Genomic DNA, 24255 nt, shown 5'->3' on the forward strand with positions numbered 1-24255 from the left:
GGTCGAATGATCGACGGCCACCCGACGCCCACCGACCCACCCGTCCGGTGCCCCAGCCGCACCGCACACCGTGTGCCCACCCGAGACCAGAGGACCCGCACATGAACGCACGTCGCACCACTCTCCCCGCCGCAGCGGCCGGCCTGCTCCTCCTGCTCGCGGCCTGCGGCGACCCGGGCTCCGGCGGCGGCACCGCCGAGACCTCCGCGGGCGGCTCCGGCGGCACGGTCTGCGAGCCCGTCGCGGGCGACCAGCTGGTCGTGCTCGAGGACGACCAGGGCCTGCAGAACGCCGACAACGTCATCCCCGCGGTGAACGCCGCGGCGGCGCAGGCGGACCCGAACCTGATCCCGCTGCTCGACACCGTGTCCGCGGCGCTCGACACCGACAAGCTGATCCAGCTGAACAAGGCCGTCGACATCGAGCGGCAGACCTCGACCGAGGCGGCGCAGCAGTTCGTCGAGGACGAGGGCCTGGCCGCGAGCGACGCGGCCGCGGGCAGCGGCAAGAGCGTCGTCATCGGCGCCGCGAACTTCTCGGAGAGCGCCACGCTGTCCGAGATCTACGCCGACGTCCTGCGGTCCGCCGGCTACACGGCCGAGGTCCAGACCATCGGCAACCGCGAGACCTACCTCCCGGCCCTGCAGAGCGGTCAGATCACGCTCACCCCGGAGTACGCCGCGACGCTGGCGGAGTTCCTCAACACGTCCGCGAACGGCGCGGACGCCGAGCCGGTCGCGAGCGGGGACCCGGACGACACCGTGGCCGCCCTGACCGAGCTGGGCACCGCCGCGGGCCTGACCTTCGGCGCGGTGTCGGAGGCCCAGGACCAGAACGCGTTCGCCGTGACCTCCGAGTTCGCCGACGAGCACGGCGTGACGACCCTCTCCGACCTGGCCGAGGCCTGCGCCGGCGGCGTGGTGCTCGCCGGCCCGGCGGAGTGCCCGGAGCGGCCGTTCTGCCAGATCGGGCTCGAGGACACCTACGGGATCACCGTGAGCGAGTTCAAGAGCTACGACTTCGGCCTGATCGGCGACGCCGTGCGCCAGGGCGAGGCCTCGATCGGCCTGGTGCTGTCGAGCGACGGCTCGCTCGCGAGCTGACCCTGCCCGACCGACGACGCGAGGGGCGGGACCGCACGGTCCCGCCCCTCGCGTCGTGCGCGGCCCCCGCCGCCGGCCCTCAGAGCCCGGCGGTCTCCAGCAGCCGCAACCAGACCTCGCTGACCGTCGGGTACGCCGGGACGGCGTGCCACAGCCGGTCGAGCGGCACCTCCCCCGTCACCGCGATCGTCGCGGCCTGCAGCAGCTCCGCGGCGTCGGGCCCGGTGAACGTCGCCCCCACGAGGACGCCCCGGTCCTCGTCGATCACGACCTGGGCCGTGCCGGAGTACCCGTCGGCCGCGACCGACGCGCCCGCCACGGACCCGATCGGGTAGGACACCGCCCGGACCCGCAGGCCGGCGTCGCGCGCCTGCTGCTCGGCCAGCCCGACCCAGGCGACCTCCGGCCGGGTGAACACGACCTGCGGCACCGCCACGTGGTCGGCGGACGCCCGGTACCGGCTGAAGGCGCCGGCGTCCCGCTCCGCGGCGCGGGCGTCGGCGGCACCCTCCCCCGGCTCCGCGACGTCCGCGGAGAACCGTGCGGCCACGACGTCGCCCACGACCCGGGCGTCGTACTTGCCCTGGTGCGTGGTGGCGGTGCGCCCCGTGACGTCGCCGACGGCGAACAGCCAGCCGTCCGGGACCCCGGTCGCCTGCAGGGCGTCGTCGACGGCCACCGGCGCGCCGGGCTCCAGCCCGATCACGTCCAGCCCGAGGTCGGTGGTCCGCGGCCGCCGGCCGGTGGCCACGAGCACCTCGTCGGCGTGCAGCTCGTCGGCGCCCTGCGGGCCCTCGACCGTGAGGTGCACCCCGCGCTCGTCGCGGTCCACCCGCGTGGCGCTCGTCCCGAACCGCAGGTCGACGCCCAGCTCGCGCAGCCCTGCCGCCACCTCCTCGGCGGCGAACGGCTCGGCCTTGTCGAGCAGCCGGTCCCCGCGGACGAGCAGCGTGACCTCGGCCCCCAGGTCGCGGTAGGCGACCGCCATCTCGACGCCGACCACGCCCCCGCCCAGGACCACCAGGCTCGACGGCACGTCCTTGACCGCGGTCGCCTCGCGCGAGGTCCAGGGCTGCGCCTCGGCCAGGCCGGGGATGCTGGGCACCGTCGGCTCGCTGCCGGTGGACACGATCACCGCGTGCCGCGCGATGACCCGGGTGTCGCCGTCCTCGCTCTCGACGAGCAGCTCCTTGGGGCCCGTGAACCGCGCGGTGCCGCGCAGCAGCGCGATGCCGGCGGAGTCCAGCCACTCCACCTGGGAGTGGTCGTCCCAGTGCGAGGTGAACTCGTCGCGCCGGGCCAGCACGGCGGCGGGGTCGAGCGTGCCCTGGACCAGCTCGGCGGCGCCCGGCACCGCCCGCGCCGCGGCGAGCACCGCGCCCGGCCGCAGCAGGGCCTTCGACGGCATGCACGCCCAGTAGGAGCACTCCCCGCCGACCAGCTCGTGCTCGACCACCAGCACGGACAGCCCGAGGCGGCCGGCCCGGTCGGCGGCGTTCTCGCCCACCGCGCCCGCGCCCAGGACCACGACGTCGTACGTCACGGTGTCGCCGGGGGCGCCGTCCCCGTCCGTCCGCTGGGTGCGCTCGGTCATGTCGTCGCTCCGTTCCTCCGGGGTGCCGCGGTCCGCGGTGCCTCCATCGTGGCCCGGCGGGGCGGTTCCGGCAGGTCGGCGTGCGGGCGACCCCCTCACTCCAGCGGCACTTGAAGGATGGGCGCGATCGACCGGCTATCAGGTGAATTGAGCCCTTCACCCGCCCCGTCGCCGGGTGAAAGTCGGGAGAAACCGGTCTTTCCGCCGATCGCGGTGGGACCTTGTACTCATGAACGAGGACCCCTGGCGCGTCGAGATCACGGACGCCGACATCCGCGCCGCCAAGCGCGCGTGGATCGCCACGCGCGACAGCGACGCGACCGACGCCGAGGTCGACCGCCGCTACGACGACCTCCGCCGCCTCGTCAGCGCGCAGGCGCAGCAGATCGCCGACGTCGTGCGCGCCCGCGCCGCCGCCCGGCGCAAGGCGCAGGCCGACTGACCCCGCGCGCGGCGCCTGCCGCACGCACCGCGACCCCCCGTGCACGCCGCTCGCGCGCACGGGGGGTCGCTACGTCCGGCCCCCTGCTCCGGACCGCCCGGCGGCGTGGGCAGCCGGGAGTCAGTACCGGAACCGCGACACCTGGCCGCGCAGGTCCTCCGACATCCGGGCGAGCTCCGCGACGGCCGAGCCCATCTGGTTGAGGGTCTGGGACGACTGCGTCGCGGCGGACGCCACGCCGGTGATGTTCACCGCGATCTCGCCGGAGCCGGTCGCGGCCTCGGCCACCGAGCGGGACATCTCCGTGGTCGTCGCCGTCTGCTCCTCCACAGCCGACGCGATGGTCAGCTGGTAGTCGTTGATGCTCGCGATGATGTGCGAGATCTCGCCGATCGCCCCGACCGCGCCGCTGGTGTCGGCCTGGATCGCCTCGACCCGGCGCGCGATGTCCTCGGTGGCCTTGGCGGTCTCCTGCGCGAGCTCCTTGACCTCGCCGGCCACGACCGCGAACCCCTTGCCCGCCTCACCGGCCCGCGCCGCCTCGATCGTGGCGTTCAGCGCGAGCAGGTTCGTCTGCTCCGCGATGGAGGTGATCACCTTCACCACGTTGCCGATCTCCTGCGACGAGGCACCGAGCCGCGCCACCTGGTCGTTCGTCACGGCCGCCGCGTCGGTGGCCTGCCCTGCGACCTTGGCCGCCTGCGAGGCGTTCTGCGCGATCTCCCGGATCGAGGCGCCCATCTGCTCGGCGCCCGCCGCGACCGTCTGCACGTTGCGCGACACCTGCTCCGCGGCCGCCGCGACCACGCCTGCCTGCGCGCTCGTCTCGTCCGAGCCCGCCACGACCTGCTGCGACGCGGCGGCCAGCTCCTCCGCGGCCGCCGCCACCGTCTGCGCCGTGTGCACCACGCCGCTCATCAGGGCGCGGAGCGAGCCCTGCGCCTCGTTCAGCGAGCCCGCCATCCGGCCGAGCTCGTCGCGGGAGTCGAGCGGCACGGAGACGGTGAGGTCGCCGTCGCCGATGCTCTGCACCGTGCGCTGCACCGCCGCGAGGTCGCGGACGATCCGCCGCACCAGCAGCACCCCGAGGCCCGCGGCGAGCAGGACGCCCACCACGCCGACCGCGATCATCTGCACCGTCGCCGACCGTGCGTCGGCGGAGGCGTCCGCCACGCCGTCCGCCGCGTGCGCGGACACGGAGTCGGTGAGCGCCTGGAGCGCGTCGCCGATCTCGGTCGTGATCCCGCGCACCTGGTCCGCGTACGCGTCGTGGTACGCCGTCGCGCTCTCGTCGGCCAGGGGCTCGATGGCGTCGGCGGCGGCCTGGTAGCGGCCGTAGGCGTCCTCGAGCGCGGCGTACGCGGCGTCGTCGAGCACGTACGGCTCGTAGTCCGCCACGTTCTGCAGCGCGTCCGCGTCGAAGCCGGCGCGGTCGTCGACGATCTTCGCGCGGTCCTCCGGCGCCACCATGCCGTACTCCAGCACCCGGGCCCGGCTGGCCTGGAACCAGCGCTGCGTGTTCACGAGGTAGGTCTGCGGCTCGATCGCCTCGCGGCCGAGCCGGTCGATCGACGACTCGAGGCCGCCGAGCCGGGCGATGCCCAGTCCGGCGACGACGCCGACGGCGACGGCCAGCAGGCCGAGCACCGCGCCGATGCGGGCGCCCACGGGGGCGTCGGTCACGAGCCGGCGGCGCCGGCCGGTGTCGGGCGCTGCGGGTGCGGCGGGTGCGGGCATGCGGAGGTCTCCGTCCGTCGGTGGGGGTGCGGGCCTCGACTCGGCCCGCCGACACCATCGGACGGCGCCCGCCGCGGGTGAGCACGCGGCGGGGTGAAAGGTAAGACCTTTGACCCTCGGGACGTCAGCCCTCGACGACGAGGTGCGGCAGCAGCCCGGTCACCTCGAGCAGCGTCTCGACGGTCGGCCCGATCCCCCGCACCGCCAGCGACGCGCCCTCCGGCTGCAGCGCCATGACGAGCCCGGCGAGCAGGCCGACGGCCGACGAGTCGGCGAACGTCACCTCGGACATGTCGACCGCCCGCACCTGGGGCAGCACCGCCGCGAGGTCCGTGCCGCGCGCGCTGACCGCGCCCAGCCGGTCCCGCAGCTCCTCGACCACGGCGACGTCGACCTCCCCGCGCATCCGGAGCAGGGCGGGGTCCGCGTCGTCGACCCACACGTGGCCCCGGTCGGGGAGCGGCGGGGTCGGGTCGGCGGCGACGGTGTTCGGCACGGTTCCAGTATGCGTGCCGCCGACCGCAGCCGAGGGCAGGACGGCCGGGCGAGGCGCGCGGGATCGACAGCGGGCCCCGGGCGTCCGCCACCGCACCGGGCCGGCCCGCGCGCACCGGCGCGGCGTTGCCGGACGGCACCGCGCGCGGGCACGAGAAAGGCCCCCGCCCAGCGTCTCCGCTGGTCGGGGGCCTTCTGAAGTGCGCCATCAGGGACTCGAACCCCGAACCCGCTGATTAAGAGTCAGCTGCTCTGCCAATTGAGCTAATGGCGCAACGAGGAGAAACGTTAGCAGCCCGGTGGCGCCGGACGCTAATCGGATCCCCCGCTCAGGGGCCCGACGTGGCGGACGTCACGCCGGCTGCGGACCGCCGGCCGCGTCGGGGTCGGCGGGGACGTCGTCCTCGGCGCTCGGACCGGCCGCGGACGGTCCGTCGTCGCCCTCGTCCTCGCCCTCCCACCAGGCGTCCTCGGGCAGCCCCTCGGCCGCGAGGATCGCGTCGGACCGCGGCTCCGCCACCGCCAGGTCGGCGAGCAGCGTGAGCGGCACGTGCTCGGCCAGAAGATCCATGACGACGCCCGTCGCGTCGCCCCCTGCTCCGCGCTCGTCCTGCACGGCCGTCTGCGTCTCGTCGTCCATCGCGGCCACCCCCGGGGTCGTTCCTGCGCTCATGGGAACACCGTCACCAGGGACCACGCAACAGGTGACGCCGAGGGCGAACAACCCTCCCGCCGCGGCAGGTGGAGGGGGTCCTACAGGTACAGCCCGGTGCCCTGGCCGCCGTCGCGCGGCTCGGCCACGGCGTGCACGTCCTTCTCCCGGAGCAGCAGGTACGTCTGCGCCTCGAGCTCGACCTCGGCCCGCTCGTCGGGGTCGAACAGGACGCGGTCCCCGACGGCCACCTGCCGCACGTGCTGGCCCGCGGCGACGACGGAGCCCCAGGTGAGCCGCTTGCCCACCGCGGCGGTGGCGGGGATCACGATGCCGGCGCTCGACCGGCGCTCCGAGGCGTCCGCGTCGAGCTGGACGAGCAGCCGGTCGTTCAGCATCCGGATCGGCAGCTCGGGGCGGGTCGGGCTCTCGGGGCGCTGTGCACTCACGGGGCAGACGCTACCGCCCGGCCGTCGTACGCTGACGGCGCCCGCCGCGCGCGGGTGCCGCACCCACCAGCCAGGAGACGCCATGCCCCGCCTCGCCGTCGGCGACACCGCCCCGGACTTCACGCTGCCGACCGCCGACGGCGGCTCGCTGACCCTGTCGGACCTGCGCGGCCAGGGCGTCGTCGTGTACTTCTACCCGGCGGCCGGCACCCCGGGCTGCACCAAGCAGGCGTGCGACTTCCGCGACTCGCTCGCGTCGCTGCAGGCGCACGGCTACGCGGTCGTCGGCGTCTCCCCCGACTCCCCGGAGAAGCTCGCCCGGTTCGCCGAGGAGGAGGCGCTGACCTTCCCCCTCGTCTCCGACCCGGAGAAGCACGTGCTCGAGGCGTGGGGCGCGTGGGGCGAGAAGTCGCTCTACGGCAAGACGGTGATCGGCGTCATCCGGTCGACCGTGGTCGTCGACCCCGACGGCGCCGTCCGGCTCGCGCAGTACAACGTCAAGGCCACGGGGCACGTCGCCAAGCTGCGCCGGGACCTCGGCATCGACGGCTGACGGCCGGAGCCCGGCCCCGGCGCCGCGCCGCCGGAGCCGTCGCGGGAGTGGTGAAACGGCAGCCACGCCAGGTTTAGGTCCTGGTGCCCGAGAGGGCGTGCGGGTTCGAATCCCGTCTCCCGCACCCCGTGCGACCGGGCAGGACGCCGTGCGGCCGGGTGTCACCCGCCCGGCTCGCCGGCCACCCGGATGCCCGCCCCCGCGCACCCCGTCCGGGTGACCGCCCGGCGGACCCCTCAGACCGCGTCTCACCCGCTCGACGGGGAGACGGGACCCCGTGACGGTGTCCCGCGCGGGCGGGCCGCCCGCGCCGCGCGCGACGAGAGGCCGACGGATGACCGGGACCAGGGGTGCGACGGGTCGGGACGACGGGGCGACGGCGGCGGCCGCCGCGGGCCACGGCCGGGGGCTCGGCTTCACCGGCAAGATCCTGCTGACCGTCTCGGCGGCGATCGCCATGACCGGCCTGCTGGGCTGGATCTCGATCCTCACGCTGTGGCAGAGCACCGAGCGCACCGAGCGGATGTACTCGGACCACGTCACCGGGCTCGCGCTCGCCAGCCAGGTGGCCTCGCACCTCAACGAGGCGCAGTCGATCGGCACCGACATGCGGGCGGCTCGCGACGCGGGCGACCCGTTCCGGGCCGACGGCCTGGCGGACGACCGCGGCGAGGCCGTCGGCGCGGCGCTCGGCGCCCTCGACGAGTACGCCGCGATCCCGGCGCTGACCGACGAGCTGGGCACCGCCGCCGCGGACCTCCGCACCGCGCTGACCACGTACCAGAACCTGGTGGGCTCCAGCGAGGGCGCCGACAGCGCGGCCCGGGGCGCCGCCACGCGCGTGGACGCGCTGATCCAGGCCCAGACGGAGGCCGCGGCCGACGCCGCCCGGGAGGCGACCGCCGCCGGCGACCGCGCCGTCCTCCTGGAGTTCATCGCCCTGGGCGTGGCGGCCGTCGTGCCGGCCGTGGCCGGTGTGGTCGTGGCCCGCCGCCTCAGCCGCCGCCTGAACCGGGTGGCCGACGCGGCGCAGTCCCTCGCCGGCGGCGACCTGACGGTGGCCAGCGGGGTGACCGGCGCCGACGAGATCGGCCGCACCGCCGCCGCGCTGGACCGCGCGACCGCCGCGCTCCGCGAGACGGTCTCCGGCATCGACGGGACGGCGCGCACCGTGGCCGACGCCGCGGGCCGGCTGGAGCGCTCGGCGGGCCAGGTCGTGTCGGGCGCCGACCGCACCTCGGAGCAGGCCGTCGTCGTCGCCGGCGCGGCCGAGCAGGTCAACCGGGACGTGCACACGGTCGCCGCGGGCGCGGAGCAGATGGGCGCGTCGATCCGGGAGATCGCGCGGAACGCGGCCGAGGCCGCCGCGGTCGCCGGCAAGGCCACCGAGGCCGCCGCGCGCACGAACGAGCAGGTCACCCGCCTGGGCACCTCGTCCCAGGAGATCGGGAACGTCGTCAAGGTCATCACGAGCATCGCCGAGCAGACCAACCTGCTCGCCCTGAACGCCACGATCGAGGCCGCCCGGGCCGGCGAGGCGGGCAAGGGCTTCGCCGTCGTCGCCGGCGAGGTCAAGGAGCTCGCGCAGGAGACCGCGAAGGCCACGGAGGACATCGCGCGCCGCGTCGAGACGATCCAGGCGGACACCGAGGGCGCCGTCGCCGCCATCGGCGAGATCGGCACGATCATCGCGCGGATCGACGACTACCAGACGACGATCGCGTCCGCCGTCGAGGAGCAGACCGCCACCACCACCGAGATGAGCCGCTCGGTCGGGGACGCGGCGGCCGGGTCCGGCGAGATCGCCGCCACCATCACCGGCGTCGCGGACGCCTCCGCCGGGAGCACCGAGGAGCTCGGCCGGATGGGCGAGTCGATCGCCGAGCTCGCGCGGATGGCCGACGACCTGCGGAGCCGGGTGGCGCAGTTCCGGCACTGAGCCCGGACGCGACGACGCCCCCGCACGCTGCTCGCGTGCGGGGGCGTCTTCGGATGCGGTGCGCTCGGGTCAGCTCTGCGCCGCCCGGGCGGCGTCGATCTGCGCGCGGACGTCGTCCATGTCCAGCGCCTTGACCGCGTCGACCACCTGCTCCAGCGCCGGCGCCGGGAGGGCGCCCGCCTGGTTGAACACGAGGATGCCCTCGCGGAAGGCCATCAGGGTCGGGATCGACGTGATCTGCAGCTCGGCCGCCAGCTGCTGCTCGGCCTCGGTGTCCACCTTCGCGTGCACGACGTCGGTGTGGGTCTCCGACGACTGCTCGAAGATCGGTCCGAAGCGCTTGCACGGCCCGCACCAGTCCGCCCAGAAGTCCACGAGCACGATGTCGTTCTCGGTGATGGTCTTCTGGATGGTGTCGGCCGTCAGCTCGGTCGTTGCCATCAGTCGCCTCCTGTTGTCGATGTGACGCCAGTAGAGCGCCCGGACCCCGTCCAGTATTCCCGGGCGGCCAGGGCCGCGCCCGCGGGGAAGCGCTGCACCGCGCGTCGGGCTGTCGCCCGGCCCCCGGACCGGGGTACAACTGCCGGGTGACCGACACGGCTGACCTGCCCCGCGAGCCCGAGCGCCCCTCCGGGTGGCTGAGTCCCGAGGGCATCGCGGCGGCCCGCCGCTCGCTCCCCCTGCTCTACGTCGACGCCGTGCCCGTGCGGGTCGACGACTCCGGCGACGTGGTCGCCGTCGGCCTGCTGCTGCGGGTGACGCCCGAGGGCGTGATGTCCCGCGCGCTGGTCTCCGGCCGCGTGATGTACCACGAGCGGGTGCGCGACGCCCTGCTCCGGCACATCGAGAAGGACCTCGGCCCGGTGGCGCTGCCGCAGGTGCCGCCGACGCCGCAGCCGTTCACGGTCGCCGAGTACTTCCCCACCCCGGGCGTCACGCCGTACCACGACCCGCGCCAGCACGCGGTGTCGCTCGCCTACGTCGTGCCCGTGACCGGCGACTGCCGGCCGCAGCAGGACGCGCTCGACCTGGCCTGGCTCACGCCCGAGGAGGCGTGCAGCGAGCAGGTGCAGGTCGAGATGAACGGCGGTCAGGGCCTGCTGCTGCGCCAGGCGATGGCGCACGTCGGCCGGATGCCCTGAGGCGGCGGGCGTGACCGCCGAGGCGCGGACCCCGGGCGCCCCGGGCGCGCGGGCCGGGTCCGCGGCGCTCGCCGTCGCCCGCCTGCTGCACGCGCTGCTCGCGCTGGCGGCCGCCGGCGGCGTCGCGCTCGAGGTGTCCCGCGCGCTCACCGAGGGCCCCGGCGACGCCGGCACGACCACCGAGCGGCTGGTCCGGCTGTTCTCCTACTTCACGATCCAGTCGAACCTGCTCGTCCTGGTCGCGTCGGCGCTGCACGCCGCGCGGCCCGCGCGGACCGGGCGCGTCATGGCCGTGCTGCACCTGGACGCGCTGCTGTGCATCGCCGTGACCGGCGTGGTCTACCACACGGTCCTCGCCGACGCGGGCGTCGACCTGACCCCGTCGGGCGACCTGGCGAACTTCCTGCTGCACACCGTGACGCCGGTCGGCACCTGGGTGGTGTGGCTGCTCGTCGGCCCGCGCCCGCGGTTCGGCGGCGCGACCGTCGCCTGGTCGGTCCTCTACCCGCTGGCGTGGATCGCGTACACGTTCGTCCGCGGGGCGGCGACGGGCTGGTACCCGTACCCGTTCCTCGACGCCGGCGCGCTCGGCCTGGCGACGGCCGCGCGCAACACGGCGCTGGTCGCGGTGGCGTTCCTGGTGCTCGCCCTCCTGGTCCGCCTCCTGGAGCGCGTCCTCCCGGCCACGCCGCGCGCACCCTGACGCGCGGCCGCGCTACAGCTCGATCGCCGGCCAGTCCGCCAGGTCGGCGCGCATCGCGCGGTCGTGGGTCGCGACCACCACCGCCGCCGACGTCAGGCGCAGGGCCTCCGTCAGCTCGTCGACCAGGGCGATCGACAGGTGGTTGGTCGGCTCGTCCAGGAGCAGCACGTGCGGGGCGGCCACCAGCGCGGCCGCGAGCTCGAACCGCCGCCGCTGCCCGACGGACAGCTCGCCGAGCGGCCGGTCCAGGTCCTCCTCCTCGAGCAGGCCCAGCGCCGCCACCGGCAGCACGTGCGCCGGGTCGAGGGCCCCGGACCGCAGCAGGTCCAGCGCGCGCCGCGCGGCGGCCTCGAACCCCGTGGTCGCCAGCCGCGCCGGGCTGTCGTCGTCCTGCACCAGCACGCCGAGCCGGACCCCGGGCGCGACCGACCGGTGCCCCCGGTCCAGCGGGGTGCGGCCCGCGAGCGCGCCGAGCAGCGTCGACTTCCCGGCCCCGTTCGCCCCGGTCACCAGCAGACGGCCCGCCGGCGGCAGGTCCACCCGCACGCCCGGCAGGTCCAGCCGGCCCTCGACGCGCGGCGCGCGCAGCTCGAGCAGCGGCCCGCCCGCGTAGTCGGCGGGGATGCTCGGCAGGTCCGGGAACGCCAGCGCGGGCGGCGGCACCGGCACCTCGACGGCCTCGGCCTCGAGCTTCTGCACCAGCCGGTCGGCGGCCTTGACGTGGATCCGGGCGCGGGTGCCGCGGCGGTGCTTCTGCGAGCCCTTGGGCGGGCGCCACTCGTCGGACAGCCCCTCGTAGGACTCGTCGAGCCGCTGGGCGAGCTTCGCCGCGCGCTTGCGCTCCTGGGCGTACCGCGCGCGCCAGCGACGCAGCGCCTGGTCCTTGGCGAACCGGTACGTGGCGTACCGGGTCGCCCCGTAGAGCACCGGGCGGCCGTCCATCGACGGGTCCAGGTCGAGGATCGCGGTCATCACGTCGTCGAGCAGCCGCCGGTCGTGCGTGACGATCACGACGACGCCCGGCCACTGCTGCAGCTGGGCGGTCAGGTAGTCGATGCCGCCGACGTCCAGGTGGTTCGTCGGCTCGTCCAGCAGCAGGACGTCGGCGCGCTCGGCGACGTGGCAGGCCAGCCGCGCGCGGTACGCCTCCCCCACGCTCAGCTTGTCCAGCCGCCGCTCCGGGTCCCGCGGGGCGCCGAACCGGGTGAGCGCCTCGTCGACGCGCCGGTCGACGTCCCAGGCGGCGAGCCGGTCGACCGCGGCGATGGCGTCGCTCAGGGCCCCCAGGTCGCCGCCCTCGTGGTCGAAGCCCGCGACGACCTCGTCCAGCCGGTCCGCCGCCGCGCGCACGTGCGCCGCGGTCCGGCGCACCAGGTCGCCGACGGTCGACCCCGGCGGCACGTCGAGCTCCTGCTGCACCACCGACACCGACCCCGACCGCCGGACCTCGCCCGCGGTGGGGGCGAGGTCGCCGGCGAGCAGCCGGAGCAGCGTCGTCTTGCCGGCGCCGTTCTCGCCGACGACGCCGACCCGGTCGCCCGCCGACGCGGACAGGCCGACGCCGTCGAGGACCGGCCGCCCCGGGTACCCGAAGGTCAGGCCGTCCGCGACCAGGTGGACGTCAGCCACGCGGCTCCCGGCCGAGCACGGCGACCACGGCGGGCACCAGCGCGCGGAACGCGTGCCCGCGGTGCGAGATGCGGTTCTTCTCCTCCGGGGCGAGCTCCGCGCAGGTCAGGTCGCCGCCCGCGGGCACCAGGATCGGGTCGTAGCCGAACCCGTGCTCGCCGCGCGGCGCGGTCGCCAGCGTGCCGACCAGGTGGCCGAGCTCGACGTGCTCCTCACCGTCCGGCGTGACCAGCGCCGCGGCGCAGGTGAACCGCGCGGCGCGATGCTCCGGCGCGATGTCGGACAGCTGCGCGAGCAGCAGGTCGAGGTTGGCGCGGTCGTCGCCGTGCCGGCCGGACCAGCGGGCCGAGAAGATGCCGGGCGCGCCGCCGAGGACGTCGACCGACAGCCCGGAGTCGTCCGCGACCGCGGGCAGGCCGGTGTGCGCGGCGAGCGCGCGGGCCTTGATGAGCGCGTTCTCCGCGAACGTCACGCCGTCCTCGACCGGCTCGGGCGCGCCGACGTCGCGGGCGCCGACCACCGAGTCCGGGTCCAGCCCGGGCAGGGCCGGTACGAGGATGGCGCGCAGCTCGCCGAGCTTGTGCGCGTTGTGGGTGGCGAGGACGAGCCGGGCGGGGCCGGTCACGCGGTCACCGCCTGCGCCCCGCCCCGCACCGTCACGGTCTCGCCCGCCGGCAGCGCCAGCACCTCGCGCTGCACGCGCGCCAGCTCCGACGTGCCGACCAGCGCCAGGTCGAGCAGCGAGTCGAGCTCGGCGCGGTCGAACGGCGCGTGCTCGGCCGTGCCCTGCACCTCGACGAAGCTGCCCGAGCCGGTGACGACGACGTTCATGTCGGTGTCCGCGCGCACGTCCTCCTCGTACGGGAGGTCCAGCACGGGCCGCCCGCCGACCACGCCGACGCTCACCGCCGACACCGAGTCGCGCAGCACGACCTTGCGGGCGTCGACCGAGCCCTGGGCGATGCCCCACGCGACGGCGTCCGCGAGCGCCACGTAGGCGCCGGTCACCGACGCGGTGCGGGTGCCGCCGTCGGCCTGCAGCACGTCGCAGTCGAGGACGATCGTGTTCTCGCCGAGCGCCGCGACGTCGATGATCGCGCGCAGCGACCGGCCGATCAGCCGGGAGATCTCGTGCGTGCGGCCGCCGACCTTGCCGCGCACCGACTCGCGGTCCGAGCGGGAGGACGTGGCGCGCGGCAGCATCGCGTACTCGGCGGTGACCCAGCCCTCGCCGGAGCCCTTGCGCCAGCGCGGCACGCCCGCGGTGAACGACGCCACGCACAGCACCTTGGTGCCGCCGAACTCGACGAGCACGCTGCCCTCGCCCGCGTCCAGGTAGCGGCGGGTGATCGCGATCGGGCGGAGCTCGTCGACGGCGCGGCCGTCGCCGCGGGGAGCGGCCGCGCGGCCGGTCGCGGGCGCGGCGGAGGTGGTGACGGTGGGGTCGGAGGTCATCCCCCGAGCCTAACGACCCGCGCCGGGCCTCAGAGCGCGACGACCGTCCCCGGCCGGGCCAGGTCCAGCGGCCCGTCGTACGCCGCGGCCGCCTCGGCGAGGCTCTCCGCCGGGTCGTTCCACGCCACCAGGTGCGTGAGCAGCAGCCGGCGGGACCCGTTGCGCTGCGCCGCCAGGCCCGCGCGCCGCCCCGTCAGGTGCACGCCGCGCGGCGCCCCGGGCGTCGACTCCAGGTAGGCGGCCTCGGCGAGCAGCAGGTCCGCGTCCGCCGCCAGCTCGTCCAGGCCAGGGCACTCGTCGGTGTCGCCGGTGTACGCGAGCGTCACCGTGCGCGCCGGGTCGGCCTCGGACGGCCCGGTGACCCGGAAGCCGAACGCGGGCACCGGGTGCTCGACGGGCACCGGCTCGATCGTCAGCGGCCCGACCCGCACCGGCTCCCCCGCGCGCCAGGTCCCCAGCGCGAGGTGGTCGGCGGTGCTGGTCGCCGGGTCGTGGCCGGACAGCTGCGCCAGCCGCTCGCGGACGCCCTCGGGGCCGTGCAGCGGCAGCGGCGTCGGCCGGGCGCCGCGCGGGTCGTAGCGCAGCATGACGCCGAGCACGACGACGTCCGCGACGTGGTCGGCGTGCAGGTGGCTGATCGCGACCGCGTCGAGGTCGGCCGGGGCGAGGTGGCGCTGCAGCGGGCCCAGCGCCCCGTTGCCGAGGTCGAGCAGCACGTTCCAGGTCCGGGTGCCGCCCGCGCCGTCCGGCCCCTCGGCCTGCACGAGGTAGCACGACGCCGCCGAGTCCGGGCCGGGGAACGAGCCCGCGCTGCCGACGACCACGAGCCTCATCCGCGGGTGCCCCTTCCGCTGCGTGTCGGCGCACCGACGTCCGACGGCGGCCCAGGGAGCCATGATGCCGTGCGGGGCGCCGCGGCGGGCGGCCGTCGGTCCCCGCGGGGACGTGTCGCTCGTCACGGGGCGGCGGGGCCCCGACGGGCGTCGCGGCCGCGCCCCGGCTCAGCGCAGCGCGCCGCGCGCCTCCACGTGCCGCACCTCGGGGCCGAGGAACCGCCGGGCCAGCGTCGCGAACGAGTCCGGGTCGCCCGTCGCGAGGAACCGGTGCTCCGGGGCGCCGGCAGCCGGGTCCCGCTCCAGGTCGTGCGCCACCAGCTGGCGGTACACGTCCTTGGCGGTCTCCTCCGCGGACGACACCAGCGTGACGTCCTCGCCCATGACGTACGAGATGACGCCCGTCAGCAGCGGGTAGTGCGTGCAGCCGAGCACCAGCGTGTCGACGCCGGCTTCCTTGACCGGCCGCAGGTACTCCTCGGCGACGCTCAGCAGCTCCGGCCCGGACGTGACGCCCGCCTCGACGAACTCCACGAACCGCGGGCACGCCTGGGTGGTCAGCTGCACCCCCGGGGCCACGGCGAACGCGTCGTCGTACGACTTCGACTTCACCGTCGACTCGGTGGCGATCACCCCGATCCTGCCGGTGCGCGTCGCGGCGACCGCCCGGCGCGCGGCCGGCAGGATCACCTCGACCACCGGCAGGCCGCGGCGCAGCGTGTACCGCTCGCGGGCGTCCCTCAGCACGGCGGACGAGGCGGTGTTGCAGGCGATGACCAGCATCTTGACGCCGGCGTCGACCAGGTCGTCCATCACCTCCAGCGCGTGCGCGCGGACCGCCGCCAGCGGCTTCGTGCCGTACGGGGTGTTGAGGGTGTCGCCGATGTAGAGCACCGACTCGTGCGGGAGCTGGTCGATGATCGCCCGCGCGTTGGTGAGCCCACCCACCCCCGAGTCGAAGATCCCGATGGGTGCGTCGTTCACGGCACCGATCCTAGTCCCGGCGGCCGGGGGCGTCCGGCAGGTCGGCGAGCAGGCACGCCATCAGCGTCTCCTGCCACCAGCCGAGCGCCAGGAACACCGAGCCGAGGTACTGCCGGGCCTGGCCCTCCGCGTCGCCGGGGCGGCCGCGGACCACCTCGTGCTCCAGCCGCTCGCTCGCCTCCTCGTCGACGACGCCCAGCCGCTCGCCCAGCACCAGGCGGACGTCGGTGAGCGTGGCCGCGAGCGCCGGGGCCCGCTCCTTCGTGACGCGCACGACCGCGACGGCCTCGTGCCGGCCCCGGGACCGGCGGCGGCGGTGCGGGTGGTCCTCGTCGCTGGGCTCGTCGGCCCCGTGCCCCAGCGCCTCGACCGTCAGCGCGTCGAACAGCACCGCCAGCCGGTCGATCTTCTGCTGCCGCAGGTCGTCCTCGGTCAGCCGGCGGAACTCCGCCGCCACCGCGTCGTCGTCCCGCGACGCGTCGGGCAGCAGCCGGTGCACCGCCGGGTCGTCGGGCGCGGGCAGCGGGTCGAGCCGCAGCCGCATCGCGAGCGCCGCGGCGTCGTCGGGCACGGTGCCGCTCCCCGGCCGCGCGCTGCCCGTCTCCCGGGCGCGGTCCTCGAACCGCCCGCCGCCCAGCAGCTCCGCGACGTCGGCGACCACGGTCGCGAGCACCTCGCGCTCGCCCGGGTCGACCTCCGCGACGAGCTCGTCGCCGTCCCGCCGGAACGCCCGCACCTAGGCGTCGCTCCGCTGCAGGGTGGCCCACAGGCCGAACGAGTGCATGGCCTGCACGTCCACCTCCATCTGCTCGCGGTTGCCCGTCGACACGGCGGAGCGCCCCTCCTCGTGCACCTCGAGCATCAGCTTCTCCGCCTTCTCCTGCGGGTAGCCGAAGTACGACCGGAAGACGTAGGTCACGTAGGACATGAGGTTCACGGGGTCGTTCCAGACGATCGTGACCCAGGCGTCGGCGAGCTGCCCGTCGGCGCGGGCGGTCTCCTCGGGTGCGATCTCCACGGACACCCGACCACTGTAGGTCCCGCGGCGACGCGGACCCGCAGGTCGGCGCCTACCGTGGGCACATGACCGCACCGAGCGCGCCGAGCACGGCCCTGCTGACCGACCGCTACGAGCTCACCATGCTCCAGGCCGCCCTCGCGGACGGCACCGCCGGCCGCCGGTGCGTGTTCGAGGTGTTCACGCGGCGCCTCCCCCACGGCCGCCGGTACGGCGTGCTCGCCGGGACGGGGCGCGTCCTGGAGGCGCTCGCCGACTTCCGGTTCGGCCCCGAGGAGCTGGACTGGCTCGCCCGCGAGCGGGTCGTCGACGACGCCACGCTGGCGTACCTCGCGGACTACCGGTTCACGGGCTCGGTCCACGGCTACGCCGAGGGCGAGATGTTCTTCCCGCACTCCCCGGTGCTGACCGTCGAGGGCACGTTCGCCGAGGCCGTGCTGCTCGAGACCGTCGTGCTCTCGGTGCTCAACTACGACTCCGCGATCGCGTCGGCCGCGTCCCGGATGACCTCGGCCGCGATCGGCCGGCCGGTCCTGGAGATGGGCGCACGCCGGGCGCACGAGCAGGCCGCCGTCGCCGCCGCGCGCGCCGCCGCCGTCGCCGGGTTCGCCGGGACGTCCAACCTCGAGGCCGGCCGCCGGTACGGGTTGCCCACGATCGGCACCGCCGCGCACGCCTTCACGCTGCTGCACGACGACGAGGAGGCCGCGTTCGCCGCGCAGGTCGCCTCGGCGGGCGCCGGCACGACCCTGCTGGTCGACACCTACGACGTGCGGCGGGGCGTCGAGCGGGCCGTCGCCGCGGCCGGCCCCGGGCTCGGGGCGGTGCGGCTCGACTCCGGCGACCTCGGCGTGCTCGCGCAGGAGGTCCGGGCCCAGCTCGACGGCCTCGGCGCGCGGGGCACGAAGATCGTCGTCACCTCGGACCTGGACGAGTACGCGATCGCGGCGCTGGCGGTCGCCCCCGTCGACTCCTACGGCGTCGGCACCTCGCTGGTCACCGGCTCCGGCGCGCCGACCTGCGGCATGGTCTACAAGCTCGTGGCCCGCGAGGGGTCCGACGGCCGGCTCGCGCCGGTCGCGAAGGCGTCGAAGGCCAAGGAGTCGGTCGGCGGCCGGAAGTCCGCGGCCCGGCGGCTCGACGGCGACGGCCGGGCGGTCGAGGAGGTCGTGGTCGACGGCCCCGACGAGGCGGTCGCGGCGTGGGCGCCGGCCGAGGACGACCTGCGCGGGCTCGTGGTGCCGCTCGTGCGCCAGGGCGAGGTGCTGCCGGGGCTGACAGGGGCGGAGGGCGTCGCCGCGGCGACGGCCCGGCACGCGGCGTCCCGGGACGAGCTCCCGCGCGGCGCCCGCCGCCTCTCGGCCGACGAGGCCGCGATCCCGACGGTGACGCTCACGCTCTGAGGGCCGGGGGGCGCGGAGCCCCGGGGGGCCCCGGACACACGACGACGCCCGCGCTCCAGGGGGGTGCGCGGGCGTCGTCGTGCGTGGTGCGGTGTCGCTACACGCGGGCCTTCCCCCGACGCAGCAGCCCGAGGATCAGGCTCACGACGAGGACGGCGATACCGATCCAGATGAGGATCTTGGCGGCCTCGACCGCCACGCCGACGATGAGCAGCACGGCACCGATGATGATGAGGATCAGCCACGTAGGCATCTGACGGCTCCCTTTCGTCCTACGGCATCGCGCCCACCGGGTTTCTCCCGGTGAACGCGCTGTTCACGGGGATGACGATGACACCGATCCTGAGGTTCGGCACGTCGAGCGCACGGGTTGCGGATCCGACGACCGGTGGTACACGCCGACCCGCTGACCTGCGGGTCCGTACCGGGTGTGATGTCGGTCAGCGCTTGCCGACGAACCACCCGCGCAGCATCGCCACGCGCGCCTCGAGCTGCTTCGGGTCCGCCAGGGCCACCTCCGGCCCGCCGCACCGGCGCCGCAGCTCCGTGTGCACCGCGCCGTGCGGCTGCCCGCTCTTGCGGGACCAGGCGCCCACCAGCTGGGCGAGCTCCTTGCGCAGCTCGGCCTGCTTGCGGTGGTCCATCTCCGCGCGGTCCTCGGCGGGCTGCGCCTTGGACCGCTTGGCGCTCTGCTGGCTCGCCTGGCGCTGCCGCAGCAGCGTCGTCACCTGGTCGGGGTCGAGCAGGCCGGGCAGGCCGAGGAAGTCGAGCTCCTCGTCCGAGCCGACGTCCGCGCCGGTGCCGAACTCGCCGCCGTCGAACAGCACGCGGTCGAACGACGCCTGCGCCTCGAGCGCCTCGAACGTGCCCTGCAGCGCGTCCGACCCCTTCTCGGCGCGGTTGGCCTGCGCGACGAGCGCGTCCTCGGGGTTGTAGCCCTCGCCCTGCTCCTCCGCGGTCAGCGGGCGGTCGAGGGCGTGGTCCCGCTCGACCTCCATGCTGTTGGCCAGCGCGAGCAGCGGGGCCACGCTCGGCAGGAACACCGACGCCGTCTCGCCGCGCTTGCGGGCGCGCACGAACCGGCCGATGGCCTGCGCGAAGAACAGCGGCGTCGAGGTGCTGGTGGCGTAGACGCCGACGGCGAGCCGCGGGACGTCGACGCCCTCGGACACCATGCGGACCGCGACCAGCCAGCGGTCGTCGGAGGCGGAGAACTCGTCGATGCGGGCGCTCGCGCCGTCGTCGTCGGACAGCACCACCGTCGGCGACTTGCCGGTGAGCCGGGCGATGTGCCCGGCGTACGCGCGGGCGTCCGTCTGGTCCGTCGCGATGATCATCGCGCCGGCGTCGGGGACGGTGCGGCGGACCTCGGTCAGCCGGCGGTCGGCCGCGGCGATCACGGACGGGATCCACTCGCCGTCGGGGTTGAGCGCCGTGCGCCACGCCTGCGCCGTCATGTCCTTGGTGAGCGGCTCGCCGAGGCGCGCGCTGACCTCGTCGCCGGCCTTGGTGCGCCAGCGCATCGACCCGGAGTACGTGAGGAACAGCACGGGGCGGACGACGTGGTCCCGGAGCGCCTCGGAGTACCCGTAGGTGTAGTCGGCCTTGCTGCGGCGGATGCCGTCGACGCCGCGCTCGTACTCGACGAACGGGATCTGCGCCGTGTCGGACCGGAACGGGGTGCCGGTCAGCGACAGCCGGCGGGTCGCGCCCTCGAACGCCTCGTGCACGGCGTCGCCCCAGGACAGCGCGTCGCCGCCGTGGTGCACCTCGTCGAGGATCACCAGCGTGCGGGCGGCGGTCGTGCGGGCGGCGTGCAGCGCGGGCTTGGACGCGACGCCGGCGTAGGTCAGCGCCACGCCGTCGAAGCCGTGCCCGTGCCGGCCCTGGGAGTTCTTGAAGTTCGGGTCGAGCTTGATGCCGACCCGCGCGGCGGCGTCAGCCCACTGGTGCTTGAGGTGCTCGGTGGGCGCGACGACGGTCACACGGCGCACGATGCCGGCCTGCAGCAGCTCGGTCGCGATGCGCAGCGCGAAGGTCGTCTTGCCGGCACCCGGTGTCGCGACCGCGAGGAAGTCCCGCGGCTCGGTGGTCAGGTACTGCTCGAGGGCCTCGGCCTGCCAGGCACGCAGCTTGCCCGCCGTCCCCCAGGGCGCACGCGCAGGGAACGCCGGGGGCAGCTGCGATGCTGCCGACGGCGAGGCGTGCGTGCTGGGTGCGGAGGCGGGGCGGTCCGCGGCGCTCACTGTCCGCCGGAGGAGTCGCCGGACCCCTTGCCGCGGCCGAAGCCCCAGCGGCGTCCGCCGCCCGAGCCCTTGCCGGAGTCCCCGTCGCCGCCGTCCTGCGGCTCCCGGAGGCCCTCGTAGATCTCCTTGCACACCGGGCACACGGGGAACTTGTTCGGGTCCCGGCCCGGCACCCACACCTTCCCGCAGAGCGCGACCACGGGCTTGCCGGACATCGCCGACTCCATGATCTTCTCCTTGCGCACGTAGTGCGCGAAGCGCTCGTGGTCCCCGGGCTCGGCGGTCTGCTCGGCGGGCCGCTCGAGCAGCCCGGTCCCGGCGCCGGTGCCGGGGTCCGAGAGTCGGTCCGGCTCGGTGCTCGGCGGCAGGGGCTCACTCATGCCGACAACTGTACGCGGCCCCTCCGACGCCCCCGAGCCTTCGCCGAGGTCGTCGGTTCCGTCCAGATGGGAGGTGGCGCAAACACCGACCTCGGGCGGAACCCCCGACCTCGGGCGGAACCCCCGACCTCGTCAGCGTGACGAGCGCGACAGGGCACGGGCGACGCGAGCCACCAGGGGCGCGGGCGCGCGGAGGTCGTCCCAGGTGACGCGCAGCACGCGCCAACCCTCCTCCTCCAGCGCATCCTGCCGCTGCTTCTCCGCGAACACCGCCTCCGGCGCCGTCCTCCCGAACGCACCGGAGTACTTCACGTACCCGTCGAACTCCACCGCGACACGGGGCACCGGCCACCCGAGGTCGAGGAAGAACCGGCCGCGGCGTGTGACCACCTCCACCTGCAGCTCCGGCGGGGGCAGTCCTCCGGAGTGCAGCGACCAGCGCAGCAGCGTCTCCCCCGGTGACTGCGCGCGACCGTCCGCGAGGGCGATCACATCTCTCGCCCGGACGATCCCGCGAGCCCCCGACCGAGCGGCCAGGGCCGTGTCGAGCGCGCCCGCGTCAGCCCCGGCTCGGAGTGCCGAGTCGGCGATCACGAGCCCTCGATCGGGGGGCAAGGATGCCGCGCAGTCCACCACCGTCCGGACGAGCGTCGTCACCGGGAGCCCGGACACCTCGGCCCGGTCCTCCGCAGGCAGGTCGCCGTGATGCCGCACGACGGGATCGTCTCCCCGGCTCCGCGGCCGGGTCGGCTGGATCAGGTGCGTCAAGCCGGAGATGCCGACGGCGTCGCACCCCCAGAGGAGCGCGGCGGACTCGTGGCTGAACCACCGCGCTCCCGACGTCTGCCGGTGGACCGCCCGGATCCGGGCGAGAGCGATCCGCCGCCGGTCCCGCGCAGGGCCGAGCGACTCGCCTCGCTCCACGTACGCGCCTCGTCGCACCCGCTCGAGGTCGGGCCGTCGGCGGAGCCGCCCGGACGAGACGGGAGCATCACGGACCAGCAGCACGTCGGAGCTCTCGAGGTCGGCCATCCCCCACGATCCCGCGGGGCCGGACGGCGACGGTGTGGTCCGCCGAGATCTGTGGACAGCCATCGCCGAGGTCGTCGGTTGCGTCCATCTGAGCGGGTGCGCAACCGACGACCTCGGGCGCAACCGACGACCTCGGCCGGTGACGTCCCTACGGGGAGCGGAAGATGCTCTGCAGCTTCTTGCCGCGGGCCAGCTCGTCGACCAGCTTGTCCATCCAGCGGATCTGCTGCATGAGCGGGTCCTCGATCTCCTCCACCCGCACGCCGCAGACCACGCCCCGGATCAGCGTCGTGTTCGGGTTCATCGCCGGGGCCTGCTCGAAGAACTCCGCGAGCGTCCGGTCGTCCGCCAGGGCCGCCGCCAGGCCCGCCTCGTCGTAGCCGGTCAGCCACTCCAGGAGCTCGCCGAGGTCGGCGACGTCACGGCCCTTGCGCTCGACCTTGGTCACGTAGTGCGGGTAGATCGCCGCGAACGGCGTCCCGAAGATCCGGTGCCCTCCGGGTGCACCGGAAGCGCCGGCGGCGCCGGCCGCGCCGGCAGCGCCCGGACCGCCCGCCCCACTCGCCCCCGGCACGCTCAGATCCCCTGCCAGCCGGGCTTGGCGTCGAACGTCTCCCGGTAGTACGACGCGAGCTGCAGCCGGCCGGCGGCGGCCTCGTCCACCAGGACCGTCGCGTGCGGGTGGTGCTGCAGGATCGTGCCGGGCCACATCGCGCTGACCGAGCCCTCGACGAGCTGGTGCACCGCCTCGGCCTTGTGCTTGCCGCTCGCCAGCAGGACGACGTGCCGCGCGGACATGATCGTCGCGAGGCCCTGGGTGAGGCAGTGCGTCGGCACCTGGGAGACGTCGCCGCCGAAGAACCGGGCGTTGTCCTCGCGGGTCTGCCGGGTCAGCGTCTTGATCCGGGTGCGGGACGCCAGCGAGGACCCGGGCTCGTTGAACGCGATGTGGCCGTCCGTGCCGACGCCGAGGATCTGCACGTCCACGCCGCCGGCGTCCGCGATGGCCGCCTCGTACGCCGCGCAGGCGCCCGGGATGTCCGACGCCAGGCCGTCAGGCCCGTGCACGTCGGCCGGGTCGATGTCGACGCGGGACGCGAACTCCTTCTCGATGACGTTGCGGTACCGCTCGGGGTGGTCGGCGGGCAGGCCGACGTACTCGTCGAGCATGAAGGCGCGCACCCCGGCGAACGACAGCCCCTCCTCCGCGTGCCGGCGGGCGAGCTCGTCGTAGACGGCCAGCGGGCTGGACCCGGTGGCGATGCCGAGCACCGCGTGCCCGCCGTCCGCGGCGCGCCCCCGCACGACCCGCTCGATCGCGTCGGCGGCCAGCCGCGCGAGCTCCGGGCCCGGGGCGATGACGACCTCCATCAGGACTCCTTCCGTCCGACCAGCGCGGCGCCCACGGCACCCACCGGCACTCCGCGCGGCGCGAGGGTCACCCGCTCCGCCATGTGCATCGCGGCCAGGAACGCGGAGTCCCGGGCCTCGTCGTCCAACCGTGCGCGCACCACCCGCAGCAGCGGGTCGCCGAGCTCGGCGACCCCGCCACCGACGACGACGTGCGCGACGTCGGTGGTGAGCAGCAGCACGCGCACCGCGGCGGCCACGGCCCCGGCGAACCGGTCGCGCACCGCCACGGCACCAGCATCCCCGGAGTCAGCCGCCTCGAACAGGGCCACCGGGGCCGGGCGGTCGCCGGGACCGGGCCACGCGGCGGACAGCGCCCCGCCGGACGCGTACTGCTCGAGACAGCCGCGCTGCCCGCAGGGGCACGGCAGCCCACCGGGGACGTGCACGAGGTGGCCGATCTCGCCGGCCACACCCGAGGCGCCGCGGCGCAGCCGGCCGTCCAGCACGAGGCCCGCGGCCAGGCCAGTGCCGAGCGCGAGGAACGCGAGGTCGGGCGCCGGGTCGGGCAGCAGGTGCGCGGCGCCGAGCGCGGCCACGTTGAGGTCGTTCTCGAGCCGCACCGGCACCCCGTCGAGCGCGGCCGACATCTGCGCCGCGAGCGGTACCGCCGCCTCGATCCCGAGGTTCACCGCGTGCTCGACGCGGCCCGTCGCGGGGTCGACGATCCCGGGCAGCCCGATGCCGACCCCCGCCAGCGCGCCCGCGGGCAGGCCGGCCTCCGCGACCAGCGCCCGCACGGCCTCCGCGGCGGTCCCGGCGACGCCGTCGCCCCCGGACCGGGCGGCGAGCCGCACCGACGGGCCCACGGCGCCGTCCGGCGCGACGAGCACGCCGAGCGTCTTGGTGCCGCCCACGTCGAGCCCGACGGACCACCCAGCGGCAAGGTCGGGACCGCCCGCGACGGTGGTGGCCACCCCGGCGGCGACCACCGGCGCTCCCCCGAGCGGCACGGCCGCCCCGGGCCTGGCGGCCACGGCCCCGGCCGGCGCCGGCACGCCCGACCCCTCCGGCCCCGCGGACGCCCCGCGCGGCCAGGTCATCAGCTCGTCCACG

Annotated in this window: 27 protein-coding genes and 2 tRNA genes; 8 read left to right on the forward strand and 21 right to left on the reverse strand. The window is 75.6% G+C overall.

Annotation, left to right across the window (positions count from 1 at the left end; genetic code table 11):
- Positions 1-101 precede the first annotated feature (101 nt).
- Positions 102-1103, forward strand: a complete 1002-nt coding sequence (locus tag J5O08_RS06295; RefSeq protein ID WP_218706034.1) for a glycine betaine ABC transporter substrate-binding protein — start codon at positions 102-104, stop codon at positions 1101-1103.
- Between the two features lie 79 nt (positions 1104-1182).
- Here the strand turns inward: J5O08_RS06295 and J5O08_RS06300 are convergent, their stop codons facing one another.
- Positions 1183-2697, reverse strand: a complete 1515-nt coding sequence (locus J5O08_RS06300; protein WP_218706035.1) for an NAD(P)/FAD-dependent oxidoreductase — start codon at positions 2695-2697, stop codon at positions 1183-1185.
- Positions 2698-2926: 229 nt separating this feature from the next.
- Here J5O08_RS06300 and J5O08_RS06305 point away from each other — a divergent pair, with 229 nt between their 5' ends.
- Positions 2927-3139 carry a hypothetical protein gene (locus J5O08_RS06305; RefSeq protein ID WP_217614241.1) on the forward strand — a complete coding sequence of 71 codons (213 nt, stop codon included), beginning with the start codon at positions 2927-2929 and terminating at the stop codon, positions 3137-3139.
- Between the two features lie 120 nt (positions 3140-3259).
- Here the strand turns inward: J5O08_RS06305 and J5O08_RS06310 are convergent, their stop codons facing one another.
- From J5O08_RS06310 to J5O08_RS06330, 5 genes are all read right to left on the reverse strand, one after another.
- On the reverse strand, positions 3260-4876 hold the full coding sequence (locus J5O08_RS06310) for a methyl-accepting chemotaxis protein (RefSeq protein WP_218706036.1): 1617 nt from the start codon (positions 4874-4876) through the stop codon (positions 3260-3262).
- A 124-nt stretch (positions 4877-5000) separates the two neighbouring features.
- Entirely contained in the window at positions 5001-5372 is a 372-nt protein-coding gene (locus J5O08_RS06315; RefSeq protein WP_218706037.1) for an STAS domain-containing protein, read from the reverse strand.
- Positions 5373-5572: 200 nt separating this feature from the next.
- A tRNA-Lys gene (locus J5O08_RS06320) sits at positions 5573-5645 on the reverse strand.
- 78 nt (positions 5646-5723) lie between these two features.
- On the reverse strand, positions 5724-6044 hold the full coding sequence (locus tag J5O08_RS06325) for a hypothetical protein (RefSeq protein WP_218706038.1): 321 nt from the start codon (positions 6042-6044) through the stop codon (positions 5724-5726).
- An 80-nt stretch (positions 6045-6124) separates the two neighbouring features.
- Positions 6125-6421 carry a co-chaperone GroES gene (locus tag J5O08_RS06330; protein ID WP_246855405.1) on the reverse strand — a complete coding sequence of 99 codons (297 nt, stop codon included), beginning with the start codon at positions 6419-6421 and terminating at the stop codon, positions 6125-6127.
- 133 nt (positions 6422-6554) lie between these two features.
- Between J5O08_RS06330 and bcp the strand changes: the two genes are divergently transcribed.
- The 3 genes from bcp to J5O08_RS06345 all read left to right on the forward strand — a co-directional run bounded on the left by bcp (position 6555) and on the right by J5O08_RS06345 (position 8964).
- Positions 6555-7025: a thioredoxin-dependent thiol peroxidase gene (gene bcp, locus J5O08_RS06335; protein WP_218706039.1), complete on the forward strand. Its 471-nt coding sequence runs from the start codon at positions 6555-6557 to the stop codon at positions 7023-7025.
- A 41-nt stretch (positions 7026-7066) separates the two neighbouring features.
- Positions 7067-7149: transfer RNA gene (locus J5O08_RS06340), tRNA-Leu, on the forward strand.
- Positions 7150-7359: 210 nt separating this feature from the next.
- Positions 7360-8964 (forward strand): methyl-accepting chemotaxis protein, encoded by a 1605-nt coding sequence (locus J5O08_RS06345; protein WP_218706040.1) that lies wholly within the window; start codon positions 7360-7362, stop codon positions 8962-8964.
- A gap of 69 nt (positions 8965-9033) precedes the next feature.
- Here the strand turns inward: J5O08_RS06345 and trxA are convergent, their stop codons facing one another.
- Positions 9034-9405 carry a thioredoxin gene (trxA, locus tag J5O08_RS06350; protein ID WP_147796133.1) on the reverse strand — a complete coding sequence of 124 codons (372 nt, stop codon included), beginning with the start codon at positions 9403-9405 and terminating at the stop codon, positions 9034-9036.
- A gap of 146 nt (positions 9406-9551) precedes the next feature.
- Here trxA and J5O08_RS06355 point away from each other — a divergent pair, with 146 nt between their 5' ends.
- Both J5O08_RS06355 and J5O08_RS06360 read left to right on the forward strand, forming a co-directional pair.
- Positions 9552-10106 (forward strand): NUDIX hydrolase family protein, encoded by a 555-nt coding sequence (locus J5O08_RS06355; protein ID WP_147796132.1) that lies wholly within the window; start codon positions 9552-9554, stop codon positions 10104-10106.
- A gap of 10 nt (positions 10107-10116) precedes the next feature.
- A complete protein-coding gene (locus J5O08_RS06360) occupies positions 10117-10809 on the forward strand; it encodes a Pr6Pr family membrane protein (RefSeq protein WP_308281421.1) in 693 nt (230 codons plus the stop codon).
- Positions 10810-10821: 12 nt separating this feature from the next.
- Here the strand turns inward: J5O08_RS06360 and J5O08_RS06365 are convergent, their stop codons facing one another.
- The 7 genes from J5O08_RS06365 to clpS form a co-directional block, all read right to left on the reverse strand.
- On the reverse strand, positions 10822-12438 hold the full coding sequence (locus J5O08_RS06365; protein WP_218706041.1) for an ABC-F family ATP-binding cassette domain-containing protein: 1617 nt from the start codon (positions 12436-12438) through the stop codon (positions 10822-10824).
- On the reverse strand, positions 12431-13063 hold the full coding sequence (rdgB, locus tag J5O08_RS06370; RefSeq protein ID WP_218706042.1) for an RdgB/HAM1 family non-canonical purine NTP pyrophosphatase: 633 nt from the start codon (positions 13061-13063) through the stop codon (positions 12431-12433). Before rdgB ends, J5O08_RS06365 begins: the two co-directional genes overlap by 8 nt.
- Positions 13060-13893 carry a ribonuclease PH gene (rph, locus tag J5O08_RS06375; RefSeq protein ID WP_218706043.1) on the reverse strand — a complete coding sequence of 278 codons (834 nt, stop codon included), beginning with the start codon at positions 13891-13893 and terminating at the stop codon, positions 13060-13062. The genes rdgB and rph overlap by 4 nt, the downstream gene beginning before the upstream one ends.
- Before the next feature lie 29 nt (positions 13894-13922).
- The gene (locus J5O08_RS06380; RefSeq protein ID WP_217614251.1) at positions 13923-14726 is read right to left on the reverse strand and encodes an MBL fold metallo-hydrolase; all 804 of its coding nucleotides are present in this window, start codon (positions 14724-14726) and stop codon (positions 13923-13925) included.
- Positions 14727-14894: 168 nt separating this feature from the next.
- Positions 14895-15710, reverse strand: coding sequence for a glutamate racemase (murI, locus tag J5O08_RS06385; RefSeq protein WP_218706045.1), 816 nt, complete (start codon positions 15708-15710; stop codon positions 14895-14897).
- A gap of 10 nt (positions 15711-15720) precedes the next feature.
- Positions 15721-16446 (reverse strand): DUF2017 family protein, encoded by a 726-nt coding sequence (locus J5O08_RS06390; protein WP_218706046.1) that lies wholly within the window; start codon positions 16444-16446, stop codon positions 15721-15723.
- The gene (gene clpS, locus J5O08_RS20840) at positions 16447-16734 is read right to left on the reverse strand and encodes an ATP-dependent Clp protease adapter ClpS (protein WP_371300440.1); all 288 of its coding nucleotides are present in this window, start codon (positions 16732-16734) and stop codon (positions 16447-16449) included. It lies immediately after the preceding gene.
- Positions 16735-16793: 59 nt separating this feature from the next.
- Between clpS and J5O08_RS06400 the strand changes: the two genes are divergently transcribed.
- Complete coding sequence (locus J5O08_RS06400; protein WP_218706048.1) at positions 16794-18131, forward strand: nicotinate phosphoribosyltransferase; 1338 nt, start codon at positions 16794-16796, stop codon at positions 18129-18131.
- A gap of 97 nt (positions 18132-18228) precedes the next feature.
- Here J5O08_RS06400 and J5O08_RS06405 read toward each other — a convergent pair whose 3' ends face one another.
- The 7 genes from J5O08_RS06405 to J5O08_RS06435 form a co-directional block, all read right to left on the reverse strand.
- On the reverse strand, positions 18229-18384 hold the full coding sequence (locus J5O08_RS06405) for a hypothetical protein (RefSeq protein ID WP_168217007.1): 156 nt from the start codon (positions 18382-18384) through the stop codon (positions 18229-18231).
- A gap of 187 nt (positions 18385-18571) precedes the next feature.
- Complete coding sequence (locus J5O08_RS06410) at positions 18572-20377, reverse strand: DEAD/DEAH box helicase (protein ID WP_158373920.1); 1806 nt, start codon at positions 20375-20377, stop codon at positions 18572-18574.
- Complete coding sequence (locus J5O08_RS06415; RefSeq protein WP_210417289.1) at positions 20374-20757, reverse strand: DUF3039 domain-containing protein; 384 nt, start codon at positions 20755-20757, stop codon at positions 20374-20376. Before J5O08_RS06415 ends, J5O08_RS06410 begins: the two co-directional genes overlap by 4 nt.
- Before the next feature lie 132 nt (positions 20758-20889).
- Positions 20890-21414, reverse strand: coding sequence for an endonuclease domain-containing protein (locus J5O08_RS06420; protein ID WP_218706050.1), 525 nt, complete (start codon positions 21412-21414; stop codon positions 20890-20892).
- Between the two features lie 523 nt (positions 21415-21937).
- Positions 21938-22276, reverse strand: coding sequence for a DUF2200 domain-containing protein (locus tag J5O08_RS06425; RefSeq protein ID WP_308281430.1), 339 nt, complete (start codon positions 22274-22276; stop codon positions 21938-21940).
- An 89-nt stretch (positions 22277-22365) separates the two neighbouring features.
- Positions 22366-23160, reverse strand: coding sequence for a glucosamine-6-phosphate deaminase (gene nagB / locus J5O08_RS06430; protein ID WP_218706052.1), 795 nt, complete (start codon positions 23158-23160; stop codon positions 22366-22368).
- Entirely contained in the window at positions 23160-24254 is a 1095-nt protein-coding gene (locus J5O08_RS06435; RefSeq protein ID WP_308281424.1) for an ROK family protein, read from the reverse strand. Before J5O08_RS06435 ends, nagB begins: the two co-directional genes overlap by 1 nt.
- Between the last annotated feature and the right edge of the window lies 1 nt (position 24255).

Source organism: Cellulomonas sp. PS-H5, assembly GCF_019265565.1.
Taxonomy (GTDB): domain Bacteria; phylum Actinomycetota; class Actinomycetes; order Actinomycetales; family Cellulomonadaceae; genus Cellulomonas.